The organism is Agrobacterium sp. El2ro-1b (genome assembly GCF_048298475.1).
GTDB lineage: Bacteria > Pseudomonadota > Alphaproteobacteria > Rhizobiales > Rhizobiaceae > Agrobacterium > Agrobacterium fabrum.
Window position 1 is genome coordinate 302,952 of the sequence record NZ_CP103458.1, and the last position, 17,775, is coordinate 320,726.

The window sequence follows — 17,775 nt, forward strand, 5'->3', positions numbered from 1 at the left end:
GTTCAATTTTTTTGAAATAAGACTATCTTGAAACTTGTGCTGAAAGGAATACGGTCAGCAAAATTGATAAGTGAGACTTAGCAATTGGGGGTGCCATGGCGTCGTCTCTGCATGTTCTTCTCGAAAAGATAATCAAGATCGGTGATCTCACCGTCAACAGCCCGGGCGGCAGCCGCACATTTGGCGACGGCACGGGAAAAAAAGTGGTTCTGAATTTCACTGACGAAGCCGCCATGCAGGAGATTGCCGCCGATCCGGCGCTCAAGCTCGCTGAAATGTACATGGAAGGCCGGGCGAAGGTCGCGGAAGGCGACATTTACGATTTCCTGGCGCTGGTGAAGGGTAACACGCTGAGCGAGGCGTTGTCCTTCGGCATGGTCTGGCGTGGCATGGCCCGCATCATCGCCGCCCGCATCAAGATGCGTCTGCCGGTCAATCACAACAAGAGCAATGTCGCCCATCACTACGATCTGAGCGCCAAGCTGTTCGATCTCTTCCTCGATGAAGATTGGCAATATTCCTGCGCCTATTTCAATCCGCCTGATATCAGCCTCTATGAGGCGCAGGTTGCGAAAAAGCGGCACATTGCCGCCAAGCTGATGGCCGAGCCGGGCCAGAGCGTTCTGGAAATCGGCTCCGGCTGGGGCGGCATGGCAATGTATATCGCCGAAAGCGCCGGTGCTGACGTGACCGGCATCACGCTCAGCGAAGAACAGCTGCGCGTTTCGCGCGATCGCGCGGCAAAACGCGGGCTTGCAGGCAATGTCCGCTTTGAATTGCAGGATTACCGTTATCTGCCGGCCTCGAAGAAATATGACCGCATCGTCTCCGTCGGTATGTTCGAACATGTCGGGCCGACGCATTATCGCGATTATTTCGACAAGGTGGCGGAGGTGCTGGACGACAGGGGTGTGATGGTGCTGCATTCCATCGGCCAGCCCAGCCCGGCGCTGGCGACCAATCCCTTCATCGAAAAATATATTTTCCCCGGTGGTTACATTCCCTCGCTCGCCGAGGTGCTGCCGGCGATCCAGAAGTCCGGGCTGCTGGTGAAGGATATCGAAATCCTGCCGATGCATTATGCGCATACGCTCCGGCACTGGCGTGAACGTTTCGTGGCGCGCAAGGCGGAGGCGGTCGCGCTTTACGACGAACGGTTCTTCCGCATGTGGGAGTTTTATCTGGCGGGCTCGGAAATGGCCTTCACCCACGAAAACTTCCATATTTTCCAGATTCAGCTCGCCAAGGACCGCGATGCCGTGCCGCATAATCGCGATTATATCGCGCAGAACGAGGCAAAGCTGCTGGAGTTCGAAAAGACGCGCCCGCCACTGGAGAAGGTGACGTTCTGAAGACGGCGGACGAACGTTTTGGCACATGCGACGTCATCCTCGGGCCTGTCCCGAGGATCTATCCACGTTGCAGAAGATAGGGCCCTCGCAGATGCTCGGGACAAGCCCGAGCATGACGGAGGATAGGTTTGGCGCCCTGTCGCGAGCCTCGCAGTGGTGTTCTGCTTCTCCCCACGCTGGTTAATGGAATGGAAAGACAATCCCTCTAATTCTACGGGCACCTGTCTGTATTGCGTTTCTGGGGTTGTTTCATGTTCAAGCCATCAGCGGCCGTCGCCGCCTGTGTCGTGTCGCTTTTTGCCGTGGGTAATGCCCATGCTGAAGGCTGGTTTTCCGGCGACTGGTATCTGAAGCTCGGCGGCGCGGGTTTCACTGCGCCGAAATATCAGGGCGACAACAAGAATGAATTCGGCTTCTCGCCGATCATTTCGCTCGGCCGTCAGGGGCAGGGTGCGCGTTTCACCTCGCGCAACGACAGCGCCTCGATCTCGCTTCTGGACAACGGCCCGATCAGCATGGGTCTCGCCGGCAAGCTGGTTTCCCCGCGCGACCAGAAAGATTCCGACGATCTGAAGGGCATGACCCGCATCAAGCGCGGCGGCGAGCTGGGCGGTTTCGCCGAAGTCTATCCGACCGACTGGCTGCGCATTCGTGGTGAAGCCCGTCAGGGCATCCGCAGCCACAGCGGTGTGGTGGCGGATCTCAACGCCGATGTCTTCACCGATATCGCCCCCGGCATTCAGGTGTCCGTCGGCCCGCGCGCGACCTGGGTCAGCAGCAAATATAACGAGCGCTATTATGGTGTCAGCGCCGCCCAGACGGCGGCCGGCGCACCATCGCCCTACAGCCCGGGTGGCGGCCTGCATTCCGCCGGCGTCGGCGCGGCCATCACCTGGAAAGTCACCGAAAACGCGGAAGTGGGTTCGTTTGCGGAATATCGCCGCCTGATGGGCGATGCCGCCGACAGTTCGCTGGTGCGCGAACGCGGTTCGAAGAACCAGTTCATCGTCGGTGTTCAGGCGAGCTACAAGTTCAATTTTTCGCTGCCCTGAGGGGACGGGCGACAAGGCCATGCGAAGCCCCGTTGCGAAGCCGCAGCGGGGCTTTTTTGCATGCGGGCGGGGTGCTGAAATCCATTCCGATTTTTTTGCCAATGCTGTAGAACCATCGCATGGTTCACCACAGCGATTTGTCAGACCGCGTTTCCGACGCGCCATCCAACAACTGGGTCTATCGGATTTTGCCGAGGCCCCTCTGGCCCTATGCGCAGCTGGCGCGGTGGGATCGTCCCATTGGCTGGCAATTGTTGATGTGGCCGTGTTTCTGGGCCGCAGCCCTCGCGGCCAATGCGGCGGTGGCGACGGGCGGCTTTTCCTGGGCCACGCTGATCTGGCATCTCGTGTTGTTCTTCATCGGATCGGTGGCGATGCGCGGCGCGGGCTGTACCTATAATGATCTCGCCGACCACAAGATCGACATGGCCGTGGCGCGCACCCGCTCCCGGCCGTTGCCATCGGGCCGGGTGAGCCGCGGACAGGCCAAGCTCTTCATCGTGCTGCAGGCGCTTGCCGGGCTGGTCGTGCTTTTGCAGTTCAACGGTTTCGCTGTTGTCACCGGCATAGCCTCGCTGGTCTTTGTGGCGATCTATCCCTTTGCCAAGCGTTTTACCAACTGGCCGCAGTTTTTCCTCGGGCTCGCATTTTCCTGGGGTGCGCTGATGGGCTGGGTCGGGCAGTTCGGTTCTCTCGCCTGGCCGGCTGTCCTGCTTTATGTCGGCTCCATCGCCTGGACGATCGGTTATGATACAATCTACGCCCATCAGGACAAGGAAGACGACACAGCCGTGGGCATCGGTTCCACCGCTTTGTTGTTTGGAGAAAACACACATCGCTGGCTGGTTTTCCTTTATGGCACAGCCCTTGTCATGATTCTCCTGTCGTTCTGGACGGCGGGCGTTAACATCATTGCCTATAGCGGCCTTGCTGCTGCCGCCATCATGCTGTTCCGGCAGGTCTGGGTGCTGGATATCGATGACGTTGATCAATGCCTCGTGCTGTTCAAATCCAACAACCGTGTCGGCGTGCTGATTTTTGCCGGTCTCATCCTGCCGCTGCTGCTGGCGTAAGCTGCGGGAATAGGGAATACGAAAAAGCCCGGTCGCGTCATCCGCACCGGGCTTTTGTGTTCTGGACTGAAGAAGATCAGCTGCGGGCGATGATTTCCTTGCCCTCGATCTTCATGCTCATGCCGAGCGAGCCGGTGGAGCGGCGAACGAGGAAACGCGGGCGGCGATCCGCGAAATAGGAATGGCGACGGCGCGGGCGGGTATTCTGGGTGCGCACCTTGCCGAGATGTTCTTCCAGCGGACGGGCAACGCCATCGGCTTCCACCATCAGCATGGGAATGCGGTAGGCTTCGGACCAGCTGCGCCAGTCGGCGGCGATATCGCAGAGATCGTGGGCGACGAGCAGCGGAACGCAGAGATCCGGGTCGTCATGGTGAAGTTCCAGCGTTACGGTGACCTGACCGTCGCCATGGTCGATGGCGCGGGCGGCGACACCCTTGAAGGCGCGGGCTGGCAAAGCGAAGGATAAAGGCAGGCCGGAAGAGGTGAGAACCTTTCTCAGAACGGCGCCCCGTTCATCGAGAGTGACGGCGACATCAGTCGCGCCATCGCCTTTTCCATAGGTGACCTGTTGCGGAAAACGTGCCGGGTCTAACCTGAGTGTGGCGACGGCCCAGTCGGGCTTCAGAACGGTCTTGGTCATGTTTATTCTACCCTTGTTTTACCTGAGAGCCGGTTTCCGGTCTTCTCATTGGGACTTTTCGTCCTCTGATGTCAGGAGAATATCCGCCGCCTGTTCGAGACTGCTTAAAAATCGCGGTTAAGAAAACTTTGCATTCCCAAATGGTTAGCAAAACCCACTGTGGCATGGTTTCGCTGAGGTAAAGCAGATCGAGACAATGCGATTTTTATCCCGGTCAAAACTGTGCTCTTTCAAGCTACGGGCAAGGCGCGTCATGCATAGTCCTGCCAAGGCTTGCCGTGTGTCCGGATGGGCGCGCGCGGGGTGGATTTAAAAACCGGAGCTTCTGGTGTCCCGAGGGGATGCGCGGCGCTCCAGGGGGCATTCGGATGGTATCGACTTTTCTCAGCTACGACCTCATCAACCGCGATATGAAATCAAGCATTTCGCGCGTGTCGCAGCAGGGGCTCGTGGAGCGGCAGACGAAATATTACAAGGAAAACATCGGCAATGTGAAAAGCGTCGATGAGTTCCTCGGTAACTACCAGCTCTATTCCTATGCCATGGATGCCTTCGGTCTCGGCGAGATGACCTATGCCAAGGCCTTCATGAAAAAGGTTCTGGAAAGCGATCTGAACGACCAGAACAGCTTCGCCAACAAGCTGACCGACGAACGGTATCGGGAATTCGCCGCCTCCTTCAACTTCACGGCGTCGACGAAGACCGTCCAGACGGATGCGCAGCTCGACAAGATGATCGGTCTTTATGATACGTCGATCACCAATTTGAACGGCAGCCTTGCGGAAGAGACGCGTTATTACAAGGCGATCATTGGCACGGTGACGAATGCCGATCAGCTGCTGCGCAACGATCGGACGCGCGCCTATATCTTCCAGGTCTTCAACATCGATGAGAAGACCTATTCCTACGCCCATATCAAGGGATTGATGACGAGTGACGTCAACGATCCCAATAGCTACATCAACCAGAACTACGGCGCGGCCTATAATGACGCGGTCGAAAAGCTGACGATGAAGGGCAATATCGAACTGCACGCGCAGGTCACGGCCCGCATTACGGCGATTGATACCGACCTTGCCGGCACCAGTCTGACGGCCGAGGAGCGCACGAAGCTCGAGGCGGAAAAGGTGACCCGCCAGGACCAGCTGACCCAGCTCGAAGCCGTTCTGCCGCCAAAGGATCAATGGGACGCGAAGCTCGCGGCGATCAAGGCGGAGCAGACAACGCTGTCGAATGCCGTTACGCAATATAACAAGATGGCGCAGATCGCCAACGCCTTCGAGTTCCAGAATGACGGCACGGTGACCGCTGGCGGGGCGCAGACGGCGGACAAACTGAAAGCCATCACGGACTCCTATATTGGCAGCGCACCGCGTGTGACACCGACCGTCGCGACGCTGAACCGCGATTACTTCGAATCGAAGATTGGTTCCGTCACGACGGTAGAAGAACTGATGTCGGATGCGCGGCTTCTCAATTATGTCAGAACGGCCTTCGACCTGAACGACCTGACCATCGTGCCGGCAACGATCAAGAACATCCTCACCAGCGATCTCAGCGATCCGAACAATTACATCGCGACCATGGGCAAGAACGACAAGCGTTACCTCGCCCTGAAAAACGCATTCAATTTTCTCCCAGATGGAACGCTTGCGGCCGGCACGACGCCCCAGACGACGACCCAGACCGCGACGACCACCAGCGGTTACATGACCCACTATAACGATGCGGACGATGCTGCCGACGCAAAGGCGCTTTCGCTGTTCAAGAGCAGCATTGGTAAGGTCACGAGCGTCAATGATTTCCTCGGAACCAACGCCGTCTATACCTATGCGCTGAGAGCCGTCGGTCTCGATCCCGCCAAGGTCAACATCTCCGATATCCAGAGAGTGCTGACCAGCGACCTGCAGGATAAAAAGAGCTATGTTTATACGCTGAAGGACGACCGATACGTGAAGCTCGCCGAACTCTTCAACTTCACGAAGGACGGTTCGGTGGGTTCACCCATTCTGGCGCAGTCGGAAATCGAGCTGCAGACCATGTCGGCCGACTACATCAAGAAGAAATCGGCTTTCGGTACCGAAAAGGACAAGGAAGCCGCCCAGACTGAGGCGAAGTATTTCTCAGGCGAGATGCAGAAGATCAAGACGCTGAGTGAATTTCTGGCCAATGACCGCCTGACCAAATTTGCGATGGAATCGCTTGGTATCGACCCCAAGAGCGTCACCAAAGAACAGCTGCAGAAAATCTTCACCTCGAACCTTGATGACAAGAACAGCTACGTCAACAAGGAGATGGACCCGGTCTTCCGCCGTCTCGTCACCGCCTTCAATTTCGACACGGAAGGCAAGCTGCTTCATGAAGACCGCAGTGCGATCCAGACCCGGCGCGGCCTCTATGAAACGCTCGACAATTATCTGACCCAGACCCTGGAATCGCAGGCGGGCGAAGAAAACGCCGGTGTGCGACTGGCGCTTTATTTCAAGCGCATGGCGGCCGGGACGACGTCCTATTATTCGATCCTTGCCGATACCGCGATCCAGAACTTCATCAAGACCACCTTCGGCATTCCGGACGAACTCGGCAATGCCAATGTCGATACGCAGGTGGCGATGATGAAGAAGTACTTCGATATCAAGGATTTTCAGGACCCGGACAAGGTCAAGAAGCTGATTGCCCGTTTCACCATCATGTATGACAACAAGCAGAACGTCGCCGATCCGATCATGACACTGTTCAACGGCAGCGGCTCGGCGGGTATCAGCGGCGACACGCTGCTGGCGGTCGCAACACTCAGGGCACGATAAGCCGACAACGGAAAGGCCGGGTTATCCGGCCTTAGGCATATTCACCATCCCGGCAGCATATGCCCGGCGCGCAGGCGCGGCATCTTGGGGTAGGTCTTCACATCACTGTCCATCTCGTCGACAACGCTCATCGGCGAGATATTATCGAGGCAGGCGGTGATGTGGTCGGTAATGGCGTTCACCAGCGAAGGCGAGAGGCCGGGGCGCTTCATCAGGCCGATCTGCACCGGTGGCAGCGGCGGGAAACCATCGGCAGCGGTCAAAACCTTCATGCCGGTGCGCAGTGCCGATTCCGGCAGGACCGAGACGGCCATGCCCGCCAGCACCGCGGCGGCGACCACGGTGGAAGACCAGCTCGTGAACAGGACCTGATAATCCCGCCCGTCGGCATCGAGCGCCGAACAGGCAAGCTGGCGCCAGTGGCAGTCGCGCCGCCCGACGGCGAGCGGCACCGGCGCGTCGTCCTTCAGCGGATGGTTGGCGGAGGCGACCCAGCAGAGCGGTTCGGTTCGCACCACATCGGAGGAGCGTGCACGGGGATTATGTGTGACGAGCGCGATATCCAGTTCGCCGCGCGCCATTTTTTCGGCAAGGCTGACCGAAGGTTCGCAGACGATATAAAGCTCGACATTCGGATGGGTCTTGGCGAAACGCCCGATGATTTCAGGCATATAACGGTCGGCGTAGTCATCAGGGGTGCCGATGCGCAGCGTGCCTTCCAGCCGGTTGTCGTCAAAGGCGGCGATCGCCTCATTGTTGAGGCGGATGATGCGGCGGGCATAATTCATCAGCTTTTCACCCTCCGCCGTCAGGCGGTTGCCACGCCCGTCCTTGGCGAAAAGCTGTTTGCCGATGCGCTCTTCCAGCCGCCGCATCTGCATGGAGACGGCGGATTGCGTCTTGAAAACGCGGTCGGCGGCCTTGGTAAAGCTGCCCGTATCGATGATGGCGATGAAGGTATGCAGCTGGTCGATGTCGAGAGGTGCGGACATGGAGTGTCATCCATCAGAATGATTGATGTCTCACATTAGAAACATTCGTTGGACTGATCAATAGTCTTGCGACATTTTGACACCAAGCAAATCAGTATCAACCTGGGCCGACGAGACGTCGGGCCCCCAACCCAAGGCAGCTTCTCGCGCGTGGTGCGTCGGGGGCGGTGCCGCATCGTGCCGTTACGAGAGGATAAGTATCATGCGCACGGCAGAACGGAGAATGGAACTGGAACTCGCAACCGCACGGCCGGGGGACGCCTGGCGTCGCGCCGCTGTGCTGGGTATTTCCGGCGTTAAAACCTTCGTGCAGCGCATCTACAATCGCATCGTGGCCAATGGTCTCACGGAACTTGATGACCGCCTTCTTGCCGATATCGGTCTGGTGCGGTCGGATGTCAGCGATGCTCTCAATACTGGCCTGTTGGAAGATCCCACGGCCCATCTCACCCGCGCTGCGCGCAAACGCGCGGTCACGCGTTTCAAGACACTTTGAAATTCCGCCTCCGGCAGACCTCCAGCTGCCGGACGTGGCTTCCAGCCGCAAGGTTTTCCCCGCAGGGTGATTTGCCAATAACCCTGCCTTTGCCCGGTGTCAGGCCCCTCGGCCGCGCCGGGCTTTTTTATGGCCCGGCCTCACCCGACTTACCGGCAATGCCTCAATATTGATATTCCTCGAACACTGGCAGCACCGAGCCGCCCCAGCGGCCGTTATAAAGTGCAAGCAGGTCTTCGGCGAGCGTGGTCTTCTTGGCCAGAACCTCGTCCAGCGACGACAGGAACACGGTCTCGTCCTGGCCTTCGCCATTCAGCCGCTTGCGGTTTTTCAGGCCGGTGCGGGAAATGTCGAGCACCTCGCGGGCGATGCCGAGAAGTGGCTTGCCAGCAATCTCGGCCGAAAGCCCCTTGGCCGGCACGGCGTTGCGCAGTGCGATCACCTCATCGAAGCTCCAATTGGCGGTCAGCGCATCGGCAGCGTCGAGGGCCTCCTGATTATAGAGAAGGCCGACCCAGAAGGCGGGCAGGGCGCAGATGCGCCGCCACGGGCCGCCATCGGCGCCGCGCATTTCGAGGAAACGCTTCAGGCGCACATCGGGGAACAGCGTGGAGAGGTGGTTTGTCCAGTCGCCCATGGTCGGTTCCCATGCGGCGATTTCGCCCTTCAGCGCCCCGTTCATGAACTGGCGGAAGGTGACATGGGTGCAATCGTGATATTTGCCGTCACGCACGATGAAATACATCGGCACGTCGAGCGCCCATTCGACATAGTCCTTGAAACCGAAATCGTCGTTGAAGGTGAAGGGCAGCACGCCGGAGCGGCGATTGTCGGTATCGCGCCAGATATCGCCGCGCCATGACAAAAGACCGTTCGGCTTGCCCTCGGTAAAGGGCGAAGAGGCGAAGAGCGCCGTCGCCAGCGATTGCAGCTTCATGGAAACGCGCATCTTCTGGCGCATGTCCGCTTCGGACGAGAAGTCGAGGTTAACCTGGATGGTGCAGGTGCGGTACATCATGTCGAGACCCTTGGTCCCGACTTTCGGCATGTAGCGCGTCATGATCGCGTAGCGCGATTTCGGCATGCGCGGCGTCTCGTCGGAACTCCATAGCGGGCTGCCGCCGATGCCGAGGAAACGGATGCCCATCGGCTCGGCCACTTCCCGCAGCGTCGCCAGATGCTGGTTGGATTCCTTGCAGGTCTGGTGCAGGTTTTCGAGCGGCGCGCCCGACAGTTCGAACTGGCCGCCCGGCTCGATGGAGATGGCGCCCATGCCGTGCTGTTCGCCAAGGCCGATGATGTTTTCACCGTCCATGATCGGCTCCCAGCCGAGCTTTTCCTGCATGCCCTTCAAAAGGGCCGAAATGCTGGCCTCGCCGAAATAGGGAACAGGGCTGTTATCCTTGCGGAAAAAGGCGAATTTCTCATGTTCGGTGCCGATGCGGAAATCCGCTTCAGCCCTGCAGCCGGCCGCCAGATAGTCGGTAAGCTCCGTGACGGAGGAGAGGGGTGTCTGGTCGGTCGTGTCGCGTGCCATGGCTTACCTTGTTATGACGTCAATGTTGCGGCGAGGCATATGATTGGCAGATAGGGCCGGATCGTATCCGGTGGCAAATGAATTTCTTTTAAAGATGCATGAAGCGCAATGGTGCCCCTCAGTTCCAGTCGCCAATAACAGCCTGAATGACGGCGAGTGCGGCGACGGCGGCCGTGTCGGCCCGCAATATGCGCGGCCCGAGCGGGATGGGGGTGACGAAGGCAAGGCTGCGCAGCAACGCCCGTTCCTCCTCGGAAAAACCGCCTTCCGGGCCGACCAGCAGCGCGATTTTGCGTTCCTTGACGGCCTGCAGGATCGGCAGCGGATTTTGGCCTTCATCGCCTTCGTCGCAATAGATGATGCGACGGTCTTCCGGCCAGGTCTCCAGCATCTCTTTCAGCTTCACCGGTTCCGCCACTTCCGGCAGAGACAGAATGCCGCATTGTTCGGCGGCCTCGATGGCATTGGCACGCAGTTTTTCGGTGTTGTGGATCTTGCCCTGAACATGCTGCGTCATCACCGGTTGCAGCAGGCCGGCACCCATCTCCACCGCCTTCTGCACCAGATAATCCATGCGCCCGACTTTCAGCGGCGCGAAGAGATAATGCAGGTTCGCCGCATCCGGTTGCGGCCGCGTCTGTTGAAGCGGAACGAGGATGATCTTCTTGCGGCTCGGAAAGGAAAGCTTCGCTTTCCATTCGCCGTCGCGGCCGTTGAACAGCAGGATTTCCGCGCCGTCGGTCATGCGCAGCACATTGGCCAGATAGTTGAACTGTTCGCCCGTCGCCTCCTGCGCCACGCCCTCGGAAAGGGAGGCTTCGATGAACAGGCGTTGCATCCGGAAATTTGCGCGCATGGGATTTCGGTTTCAGCGTCAGAGGAAAAGGAAGGACAGGAGCCAGTAGAGCAGCGCCGCAAGTGTTGCGCTTGCGGGAACGGTGACCACCCAGGCGGCAATGATCGTCATGAAATGCGAGCGCCGGACAAGATAACGGCGGCGCACCTCGGAGGGATTGTCCAGATATCTAGGGGTGCGGCGGGGTTCGCCCGTGCCTGACTGGACGAGTTCCTGCCGCCGCCTTGACGCCTGTGTGTACCACTCACGGAAGAAGCCGACGCCGAACACCGCGCCGATTGCCGTATGGGTGGTGCTAACAGGCAGACCGAAGCGTGAAGCGATGAGAACGGTCAGCGCCGTGGCCACGGAAACGCAGAAGGCGCGCATCGGGTTGAGCTTGGTGATCTGTTCACCGACGAGGCGGATGAGGCGTGGGCCATAGAGAAGAATACCGCAGGACAGCCCGAAAGCGCCGACCAGCATTACCCAGAGCGGCGCGCGCGCGGATGTCTGCACCGCTTCATCGTGCAGGGCCCGCACGATGGCGACGACAGGACCGATGGCGTTCGACACGTCATTTGCCCCATGGGCAAAGGACATCAGGCCGGCGGCGAGAACGAGCGGCCACTGGAACAGTATCCGAAGCGACTGGTTGCGGTTTTCCAGTCCTTCCGACTGTTTGCGGATGATCGGCACGCAGAGCCGCCAGACGACAAGGCCGGTCACCAGCCCTATGATACTGGCATGGCCAAGCGAGATATGCATCAGTTGGCGCAATCCGACCCAGATGAGATAGGCCATGAAAACGCCGGCCATCAGGCCGATGAGAACCGGAACCCATCGTCGCGCGGCGTCGATCTTGTCGTCGCGGTAAACGATGAATTCCTTGATGAAAGCAAGGATGGCAATGGCGATGGCGGCACTGATGAAGGGCGCGAGCACCCAGGCAAATGCGATGCTGCCCAGCGACAGCCAGTCGACCGCTTTTGCCCCATAGGCAGCCATGCCCGCGCCGGCAACCCCGCCAACCACCGTATGGGTGGTGGAAATCGGCGCTCTGGTCCAGGTCGATATGTTGACGAGAAGGCCGGCGGCGAGAAGCGCCGAGAGCATCGCCCAGGAAAATGCCGTCCTGTCGGGAATGGTCTCAACGTTGATGATGCCGCTCGAAATCGTCTCGACGACATTGCCGCCGGTGATCAGCGCGCCGGCGATCTCGCAGATGGCGGCGACGATGAGCGCGACCGCTAGCGGCATCGCCTTGGCGCCGACCGCAGGGCCGACATTGTTCGTCACGTCATTTGCGCCGATATTGATGGCCATATAGGCGCCAAGGGCAACGGCCGCGATGATGATCACCGAACCCGCGGTGCCGGTGACGAAAGCACCGGCGAAGACGGCGGCGAGCACAACGAACATGAACCCCGCGCCAAGGCCGGCAAGCTGCTGCGTGACGTGCAGCGTCGCTTCTTCGACACGGGTAATCTTGTCGAGATCCTTGTCGAGCGTCGGCTTCATGTTCGATGGCGGCTTCGTTGCCATTCACACCTCGTTTGCCAGCATTCCCTTTCGTCCGGCAGCGTCGCAGGTTGAAGGCAATTTACAGAAAGACTTTTACATCGCGCACATCTTTCCAAAAGAAAAGACGGGAAGAGCAGATGTCGGAGAACCAAACTCCACATTGCCACTCTTCGGGCAATGGCGCTATTGCGAATGCGCCATCCGCTTGTCGAAAGCGAGCATAAGCGCTTTCAGTTCCGGCTCGTTGACGCGTTTTCCGGCTTCCCTGGGAGTGACCCATTCCAGCCGTCGCGAGTCCTTTTCCGGAAAGCTGTCGCGCATTTCCGAAACTTCGAGCAGATGCACCTGAACCTTGCATGGCACGTTGATGCCGCTGTTCAGCTTCTTCTCATATTCATAATAACCGAAAGGCGCCTTTTCCACCGTGCCTTTGACACCGGCTTCTTCATAGGCTTCCTGTTCGGCCACCGCATGGGCCTTTTTGTTGGCCATCGGCCAGCCCTTGGGAATGACCCATCGTCCGGTGTCGCGGCTGGTCAGCAGCAGCACTTCCGGCTCCGGATTGCTTTTGGACAATCGATAGCACAGCGCCGCATATTGCTGTCGCGGCGGTCTGCGCAACATCAAGCCAACATCTGTCGCCAATCGATTCAAAATCTTCAATCCGAATAAACCCTCTTCGCTGGGTAGTGATAATTGCTAATATAGAGACGCTGCAAGTTACGCCAATCCCCCTTTACCCATAACCCACTACTGTCTTCATGCTGATGAAGCATTTGGGCAAAGGATGTGGTCGATTTGCGGACAAAGTTGCGACCGGGTGGTTCCCCGGCCGGACAGCCGATGCGGTAACGCGCTCTCTGCCTGCCTTCAAGCCATTCGGAATGCAAACCCGCTATGAATTATGGCCGGTACTGCCTTAGCGGGGGTTCAGTCCCCAGTGCCGCAGGCCTTCGATCACGCCATCCGCTTCTTTCGCGGTCGAGTGAAAAAAGCGATTGTCCTGATGCGCCAGCGAGACAAGCTCAGGCAGGGCATTGCCTACGATCACGCCGCGGATAGTCTTCAACTCAAACATCGCACGGTCATTGCCAGTATCACCCGAGACCACTGATTCGTCGAGGCCGATGCGCAATTGTCCACATAACCATGCAAGTGCCGCGCCCTTGTCGGCGGCCTTCGGTAATATGTCGAGGTCGCGATCGCTGGAATAAACGATACGAGCGTCAATATCGGCGGCCAGAAGCGCGGCCTCAATCTCGCCGAGCGCGGCGGCATCGGCGTCATGCAGGAACCAGCTCGATTTTAGGCCGTGCTGGTAACGCTCCTCCTGCATCGTCACGCCGGCAATGCCGGTCATGACGTCGGCAATCTTCCGCGGGTCAAAACCGGTGCCGAGCGAGTGTGTATAGGCGGTTTCCAGTTCGCTGCGTTTTTTGGCATGCAGCATGGTGCCGACACCGCCGATGATATAATCCGGCTGCGGCAGCGGTACCTCCTCCAGAAGAGCAAGCTGATCGTCGATCAACCGGCCGCTGTTAAAGACCAGAACCGGACGAAGATCATCCGGCAGGGCGTGCCAGAAATCGCGGAACCGCCGCGTGGCGTCATTATCGCCAACGACGGTTCCGTCGAGATCGGTGGAAAGAAGACGAAGCTGTTTCAATCGCCGTCATTCCATGGTTCGGCCCAGTCGGCTTCTTCCAGAACCGGCATCATGGTCCTGCCTTCCACGAGCGCGAGAAGTTGCTGGGCAATACCGGTCCATGTGAACAGGCTGCGTGCCTTGTGCGCTCCCATGCGCGACAGTCGCCCGTAGAGCCGTTCATGCTTGAACGGCTTCATCATGGTAATACCGAGATCTTCCTTGTCGAAAGGATCGGCAAACAGCGCATGTCGGCCATAGCTGATGGCGCGGAACAGCCCGCCATGGATGGTGACGACGGTCGGTGTGCCACTGGCCATTGCCTCGATGGCGGTCATGCCGAAGGGCTCGTAGCGGCTGGAAAGCACGAAAAGATCGGCAGCCCGATAGATATCCGGCAAATCCTCGTCCGCGACATAACCGGAGAAAGCCACCTTGTCTTCCAGCCCGAGCGATTTCACCCGCTCCTTCAACTGGTTGAGGATCGTGGTTTCCTGCTCGTCCATATTCTCGCCACCGACGGCCAGATGCAGGCGGGCTTCCGGCTCGCGTTCGGCAAGCACGGAAAAGCCATCGATCAGCAGGTCGTAACCCTTGTTGGTGGCGAGCCGACCGAGTGCCAGCACCACTTTGCCTTCAAAGCCGAAACGCTGCCGGATCATTTGGCGCGTCGCATCCGAAACCGGGAAGAAGCGGTTGTCGTCATAACCCGGCGGGATCATGTGGATATGTTTGCGCTTCAGGCCATAATCTTCGATCAGCACGTCGAGCTGCACCGGCGTGGTGGCGATCACCATGTCGCAGCTGCGATAGATGATAAGCTCGTGCTGGATACGCTCCTTGAAGTTGAACTCAAGCTCGAACGTATCGGTCTTTTCCGGATAATCGGTCTCCATCTGGCGCTTCTTCCAGATGCCGAGCGAATGGGGCGTGTGCAGATGCGGGATTTTCAGCGCTTCGGAGAGCCGCTGCCCGGCCACGCCGGCATCCCAGTAGTGGCTGTTGATGAAGGAGTAATTGAGGTCGTTTTTCTTGATGAAACGCAGTGCGTTTTCGCACCATTCCATCAGGTGCCGGTGCAGATATTCCTTGGGAATGAAATCGCGCCCGCCGCAGGGAATGCGCACCACACGGACGCGCTCGTCAACCTCGTCGAATTCCGGCTGGTCTTCGAAGCGGCGGGTGTAAAGATCGACGGTATAACCGAGTTGGCCGAGTTTGCGTGCAAGCTCAAGCACATAAACCACCTGCCCCCCGGTATCGGCAGCGCCCAGGGGCGGGTGTGCGGCGACATAGCCATGCGTCGATATGAGAGCTATCCGCGGATAGCGTTCAGTTTCGCTCGTGGTTGTCATGGGTCCCATCTTGGTAAATTTTTCCAATTAACCCGATAAAAAGACCGAAGAGCACAAAAGGTTCCATCAAAAGCGGAATAAAATGGATGGCAGATTTCGCAGGAGGGCGTTTTCAGCTGCTGCGCTGCTGCTGTCGCAGGCGGGAAATCCGGTCCCATTCGCGCGCCTGATGCGCTCTCGATGTCGTCTCCATGATGAAGTCGATATGGGCTTCCGCCGCCGCCCTTGCCGCTGCCGGATCGCTGGCGGCTATGGCGTCGTGAATGGCGATGTGCTGCCGTAACACCTCGTCATGGGCGCCGGCGATGGTGAAGATGAGGTGACGATTATAGAAGATGTCGTCACTCAGGAGCCGGTAGCAGGATCGTAGCGTATGCATCAGCACGATATTATGCGCTGCCTCGCCAATGGCATTGTGGAATTCCACATCGCCCGAGAGCTCCTCTTCGAAACGGCCCGCCTCATGCGCTTCGCGCATTCTCTCGACGATAGCGGCAAGGTTGCGCCTGTCCGGTTCCGTTGCCCGCTGAGCGGCAAGTTCGGCGGTCATGCCTTCAATGTAGCGGCGGTATTCGAGAAAATCCCGCGTCGCCCGGCTGTGGCGGGTGATCAGTGCACTTAACGGGTCGGAAAACACCGGGCCGACAATATCGGCCACATAGGTGCCGCCGCCATGCCGGCTGGTGAGAAGACCGCGGTTTTCCAATTCCTTCAGCGCTTCCCGAAGGATCGGGCGTGATACATCCAGCTTCTCCGCCAGTTCCCGCTCGCCGGGCAGCCGGTCGCCATCGCGCAATATGCCCTCGAGGATCAGTTCCTCGAAACGTAAGATCACCTCCTGCGATGTGCGGCTGTGTTCGATGCGCGCAAAAAGCGTTTCGTCCATCGCAGAACTCTCCGGCGAAATGCCGCCCCGTATGTGATGACCGGTAAATTATCAGCGAAGCATCGTACTGGTCAATTATTCTATCCAGTTCCCTGTTCAGCTGTATCAATGCCTGCGGCAACGCGGCATCTGCCTTTTCGAATTGGCTTTTGTTAAAGCAGCACTCGGACAGGGTGATGATGGTGGATTTTTCCGCCAGGTGGATCAAAACAATGACAGCGGCTTCGATTGCGGTGTTTTCATTGCAATCGATGTTTTAGAAATCCGGCGACAACAGCGGGGACGGTATCGCAATGGCCAAGGGTAGATTTGCATTCGCGAGCGCGCCGGAGAGATCGCTGGCTCTGGGCGAGGTTCATGCGCGGCCGACCGTGCTGCTTGCCCCGTCGCGCATCATCGTCCAGCTTGCCTTCATGATGGATGGCGGCTCGGCCGTGCACCACTCGGTCATTGCGGAGATGTCGCGCAGCCGCGGTGTCGCGCCGCCGGAACGTGATGCTCGCCACCATGCCATGCCCTGGGGGCAGGGGACGCTGCGCTGGGAGCGGCACACGGAATTCTCCACCTGGTTCTGGGACGGCCCCGCGCCGGAAAAGTTCGGCGGCGAGATTGACGGCGACCCTTTCGGCGACAGCTTTTCGCCGCCGGGCTCGCTGATCTCGGGGGTACGACTGGAAATCCGCCCGGAAAACGGTGTCACCTCGCAGGCGCAGGCGATGTTTGAACCCACCAGCCTCTGTCATAGCGATGTGCGCGATGGGCAGGCGGCGATCCTCACCGACTTCCGTCAGGATCGTGACGGGCTGACGCAGATATTGGTGATCGACCGGGGCTTGAGTGATTACAGCCGCGGCGCTCTGGTGCAGCGGCTGCTTGATATCGAGACCTATCGCACGCTCGCCATGCTCGGCCTGCCGATGGCACAGACCCTGTCGCCGGAAATTCGCCGCATCGAAGATGGCCTCACCGGCATCACCCAGCGCATGAAAAGCGACGCCCGTGACGAGGCCGATACGCTGCTCGCCGAAATGACCCGGCTCGCCGCCGAGCTGGAGGCCAATGCCGCGCTCAGCCTTTATCGTTTCGGCGCCAGCCGCGCCTATGACGGCATCGTGCGCGAACGCATCCGGGCGCTCGCGGAAACGCCCGTTCAGGGCCATGAGACCATGGGCAGCTTTCTGGAACGGCGCATGGCGCCGGCCATGCGCACCTGCCAGTCGGTGGAGGAACGGCAGGCCAACCTGTCGCGCAAGCTCTATCGCGCCACTGCGCTCGTCAGAAGCTGGATCGACGTGGAACTGGAGCGGCAGAATACGGTGCTGCTCAACACCATGAACAAGCGCGCCGCCATGCAGCTTCGCCTGCAACAGACAGTGGAAGGCCTGTCGGTCGCGGCGATCTCCTATTATGTCGTCGGGCTCATCGGTTATCTCACCAAGGCGATCAGCCATGACGTGCTGCCGGTCGATCCGGCCGTCGTCACCGGCATTACCGTTCCCTTCGCGGTACTTGGCGTCTGGTGGGTCGTGCGCCGCATCCGTCGCTCCCATGCAGAGGGCGGGCATTAAAATCAAGGCG

General features: G+C 59.0%; 15 protein-coding genes. 6 read left to right on the top strand and 9 right to left on the bottom strand.

Annotation, left to right across the window (positions count from 1 at the left end):
• The first annotated feature begins 95 nt into the window (after positions 1-95).
• From NYR50_RS01455 to ubiA, 3 genes are all read left to right on the top strand, one after another.
• Entirely contained in the window at positions 96-1,352 is a 1,257-nt protein-coding gene (locus NYR50_RS01455; protein WP_418136543.1) for a class I SAM-dependent methyltransferase, read from the top strand.
• Positions 1,353-1,603: 251 nt separating this feature from the next.
• Complete coding sequence (locus NYR50_RS01460; RefSeq protein WP_418136544.1) at positions 1,604-2,404, top strand: MipA/OmpV family protein; 801 nt, start codon at positions 1,604-1,606, stop codon at positions 2,402-2,404.
• A 119-nt stretch (positions 2,405-2,523) separates the two neighbouring features.
• On the top strand, positions 2,524-3,477 hold the full coding sequence (gene ubiA / locus NYR50_RS01465; RefSeq protein WP_418136545.1) for a 4-hydroxybenzoate octaprenyltransferase: 954 nt from the start codon (positions 2,524-2,526) through the stop codon (positions 3,475-3,477).
• 76 nt (positions 3,478-3,553) lie between these two features.
• On the opposite strand, the gene NYR50_RS01470 is transcribed toward ubiA, so the two are convergent.
• Positions 3,554-4,120, bottom strand: coding sequence for a DUF6101 family protein (locus NYR50_RS01470; protein ID WP_174007473.1), 567 nt, complete (start codon positions 4,118-4,120; stop codon positions 3,554-3,556).
• A gap of 368 nt (positions 4,121-4,488) precedes the next feature.
• Here NYR50_RS01470 and NYR50_RS01475 point away from each other — a divergent pair, with 368 nt between their 5' ends.
• Positions 4,489-6,927, top strand: coding sequence for a DUF1217 domain-containing protein (locus NYR50_RS01475; protein ID WP_418136546.1), 2,439 nt, complete (start codon positions 4,489-4,491; stop codon positions 6,925-6,927).
• A 41-nt stretch (positions 6,928-6,968) separates the two neighbouring features.
• Here NYR50_RS01475 and NYR50_RS01480 read toward each other — a convergent pair whose 3' ends face one another.
• Positions 6,969-7,919 carry a LysR substrate-binding domain-containing protein gene (locus NYR50_RS01480; RefSeq protein WP_006313123.1) on the bottom strand — a complete coding sequence of 317 codons (951 nt, stop codon included), beginning with the start codon at positions 7,917-7,919 and terminating at the stop codon, positions 6,969-6,971.
• 202 nt (positions 7,920-8,121) lie between these two features.
• On the opposite strand from NYR50_RS01480, the gene NYR50_RS01485 reads away from it, so the two are divergent.
• Positions 8,122-8,415 (top strand): DUF1127 domain-containing protein, encoded by a 294-nt coding sequence (locus NYR50_RS01485; protein ID WP_258114114.1) that lies wholly within the window; start codon positions 8,122-8,124, stop codon positions 8,413-8,415.
• Between the two features lie 163 nt (positions 8,416-8,578).
• Here NYR50_RS01485 and NYR50_RS01490 read toward each other — a convergent pair whose 3' ends face one another.
• The 7 genes from NYR50_RS01490 to NYR50_RS01520 all read right to left on the bottom strand — a co-directional run bounded on the left by NYR50_RS01490 (position 8,579) and on the right by NYR50_RS01520 (position 16,197).
• Positions 8,579-9,952, bottom strand: a complete 1,374-nt coding sequence (locus NYR50_RS01490; RefSeq protein ID WP_418136547.1) for a glutamate--cysteine ligase — start codon at positions 9,950-9,952, stop codon at positions 8,579-8,581.
• A 118-nt stretch (positions 9,953-10,070) separates the two neighbouring features.
• Positions 10,071-10,808, bottom strand: a complete 738-nt coding sequence (locus NYR50_RS01495) for a 16S rRNA (uracil(1498)-N(3))-methyltransferase (protein WP_418136548.1) — start codon at positions 10,806-10,808, stop codon at positions 10,071-10,073.
• An 18-nt stretch (positions 10,809-10,826) separates the two neighbouring features.
• Positions 10,827-12,332 carry an inorganic phosphate transporter gene (locus NYR50_RS01500; RefSeq protein WP_418136549.1) on the bottom strand — a complete coding sequence of 502 codons (1,506 nt, stop codon included), beginning with the start codon at positions 12,330-12,332 and terminating at the stop codon, positions 10,827-10,829.
• Positions 12,333-12,494: 162 nt separating this feature from the next.
• Positions 12,495-12,935: an NUDIX hydrolase gene (locus tag NYR50_RS01505; protein WP_418136550.1), complete on the bottom strand. Its 441-nt coding sequence runs from the start codon at positions 12,933-12,935 to the stop codon at positions 12,495-12,497.
• 295 nt (positions 12,936-13,230) lie between these two features.
• On the bottom strand, positions 13,231-13,977 hold the full coding sequence (locus NYR50_RS01510; protein WP_418136551.1) for an HAD-IIB family hydrolase: 747 nt from the start codon (positions 13,975-13,977) through the stop codon (positions 13,231-13,233).
• The gene (locus NYR50_RS01515; protein WP_006313130.1) at positions 13,974-15,320 is read right to left on the bottom strand and encodes a glycosyltransferase family 4 protein; all 1,347 of its coding nucleotides are present in this window, start codon (positions 15,318-15,320) and stop codon (positions 13,974-13,976) included. Before NYR50_RS01515 ends, NYR50_RS01510 begins: the two co-directional genes overlap by 4 nt.
• Positions 15,321-15,423: 103 nt before the next feature.
• Positions 15,424-16,197: a FadR/GntR family transcriptional regulator gene (locus tag NYR50_RS01520; RefSeq protein WP_418136552.1), complete on the bottom strand. Its 774-nt coding sequence runs from the start codon at positions 16,195-16,197 to the stop codon at positions 15,424-15,426.
• Between the two features lie 293 nt (positions 16,198-16,490).
• Between NYR50_RS01520 and NYR50_RS01525 the strand changes: the two genes are divergently transcribed.
• Positions 16,491-17,765, top strand: coding sequence for a DUF3422 family protein (locus tag NYR50_RS01525; protein ID WP_418136553.1), 1,275 nt, complete (start codon positions 16,491-16,493; stop codon positions 17,763-17,765).
• Positions 17,766-17,775 lie beyond the last annotated feature (10 nt).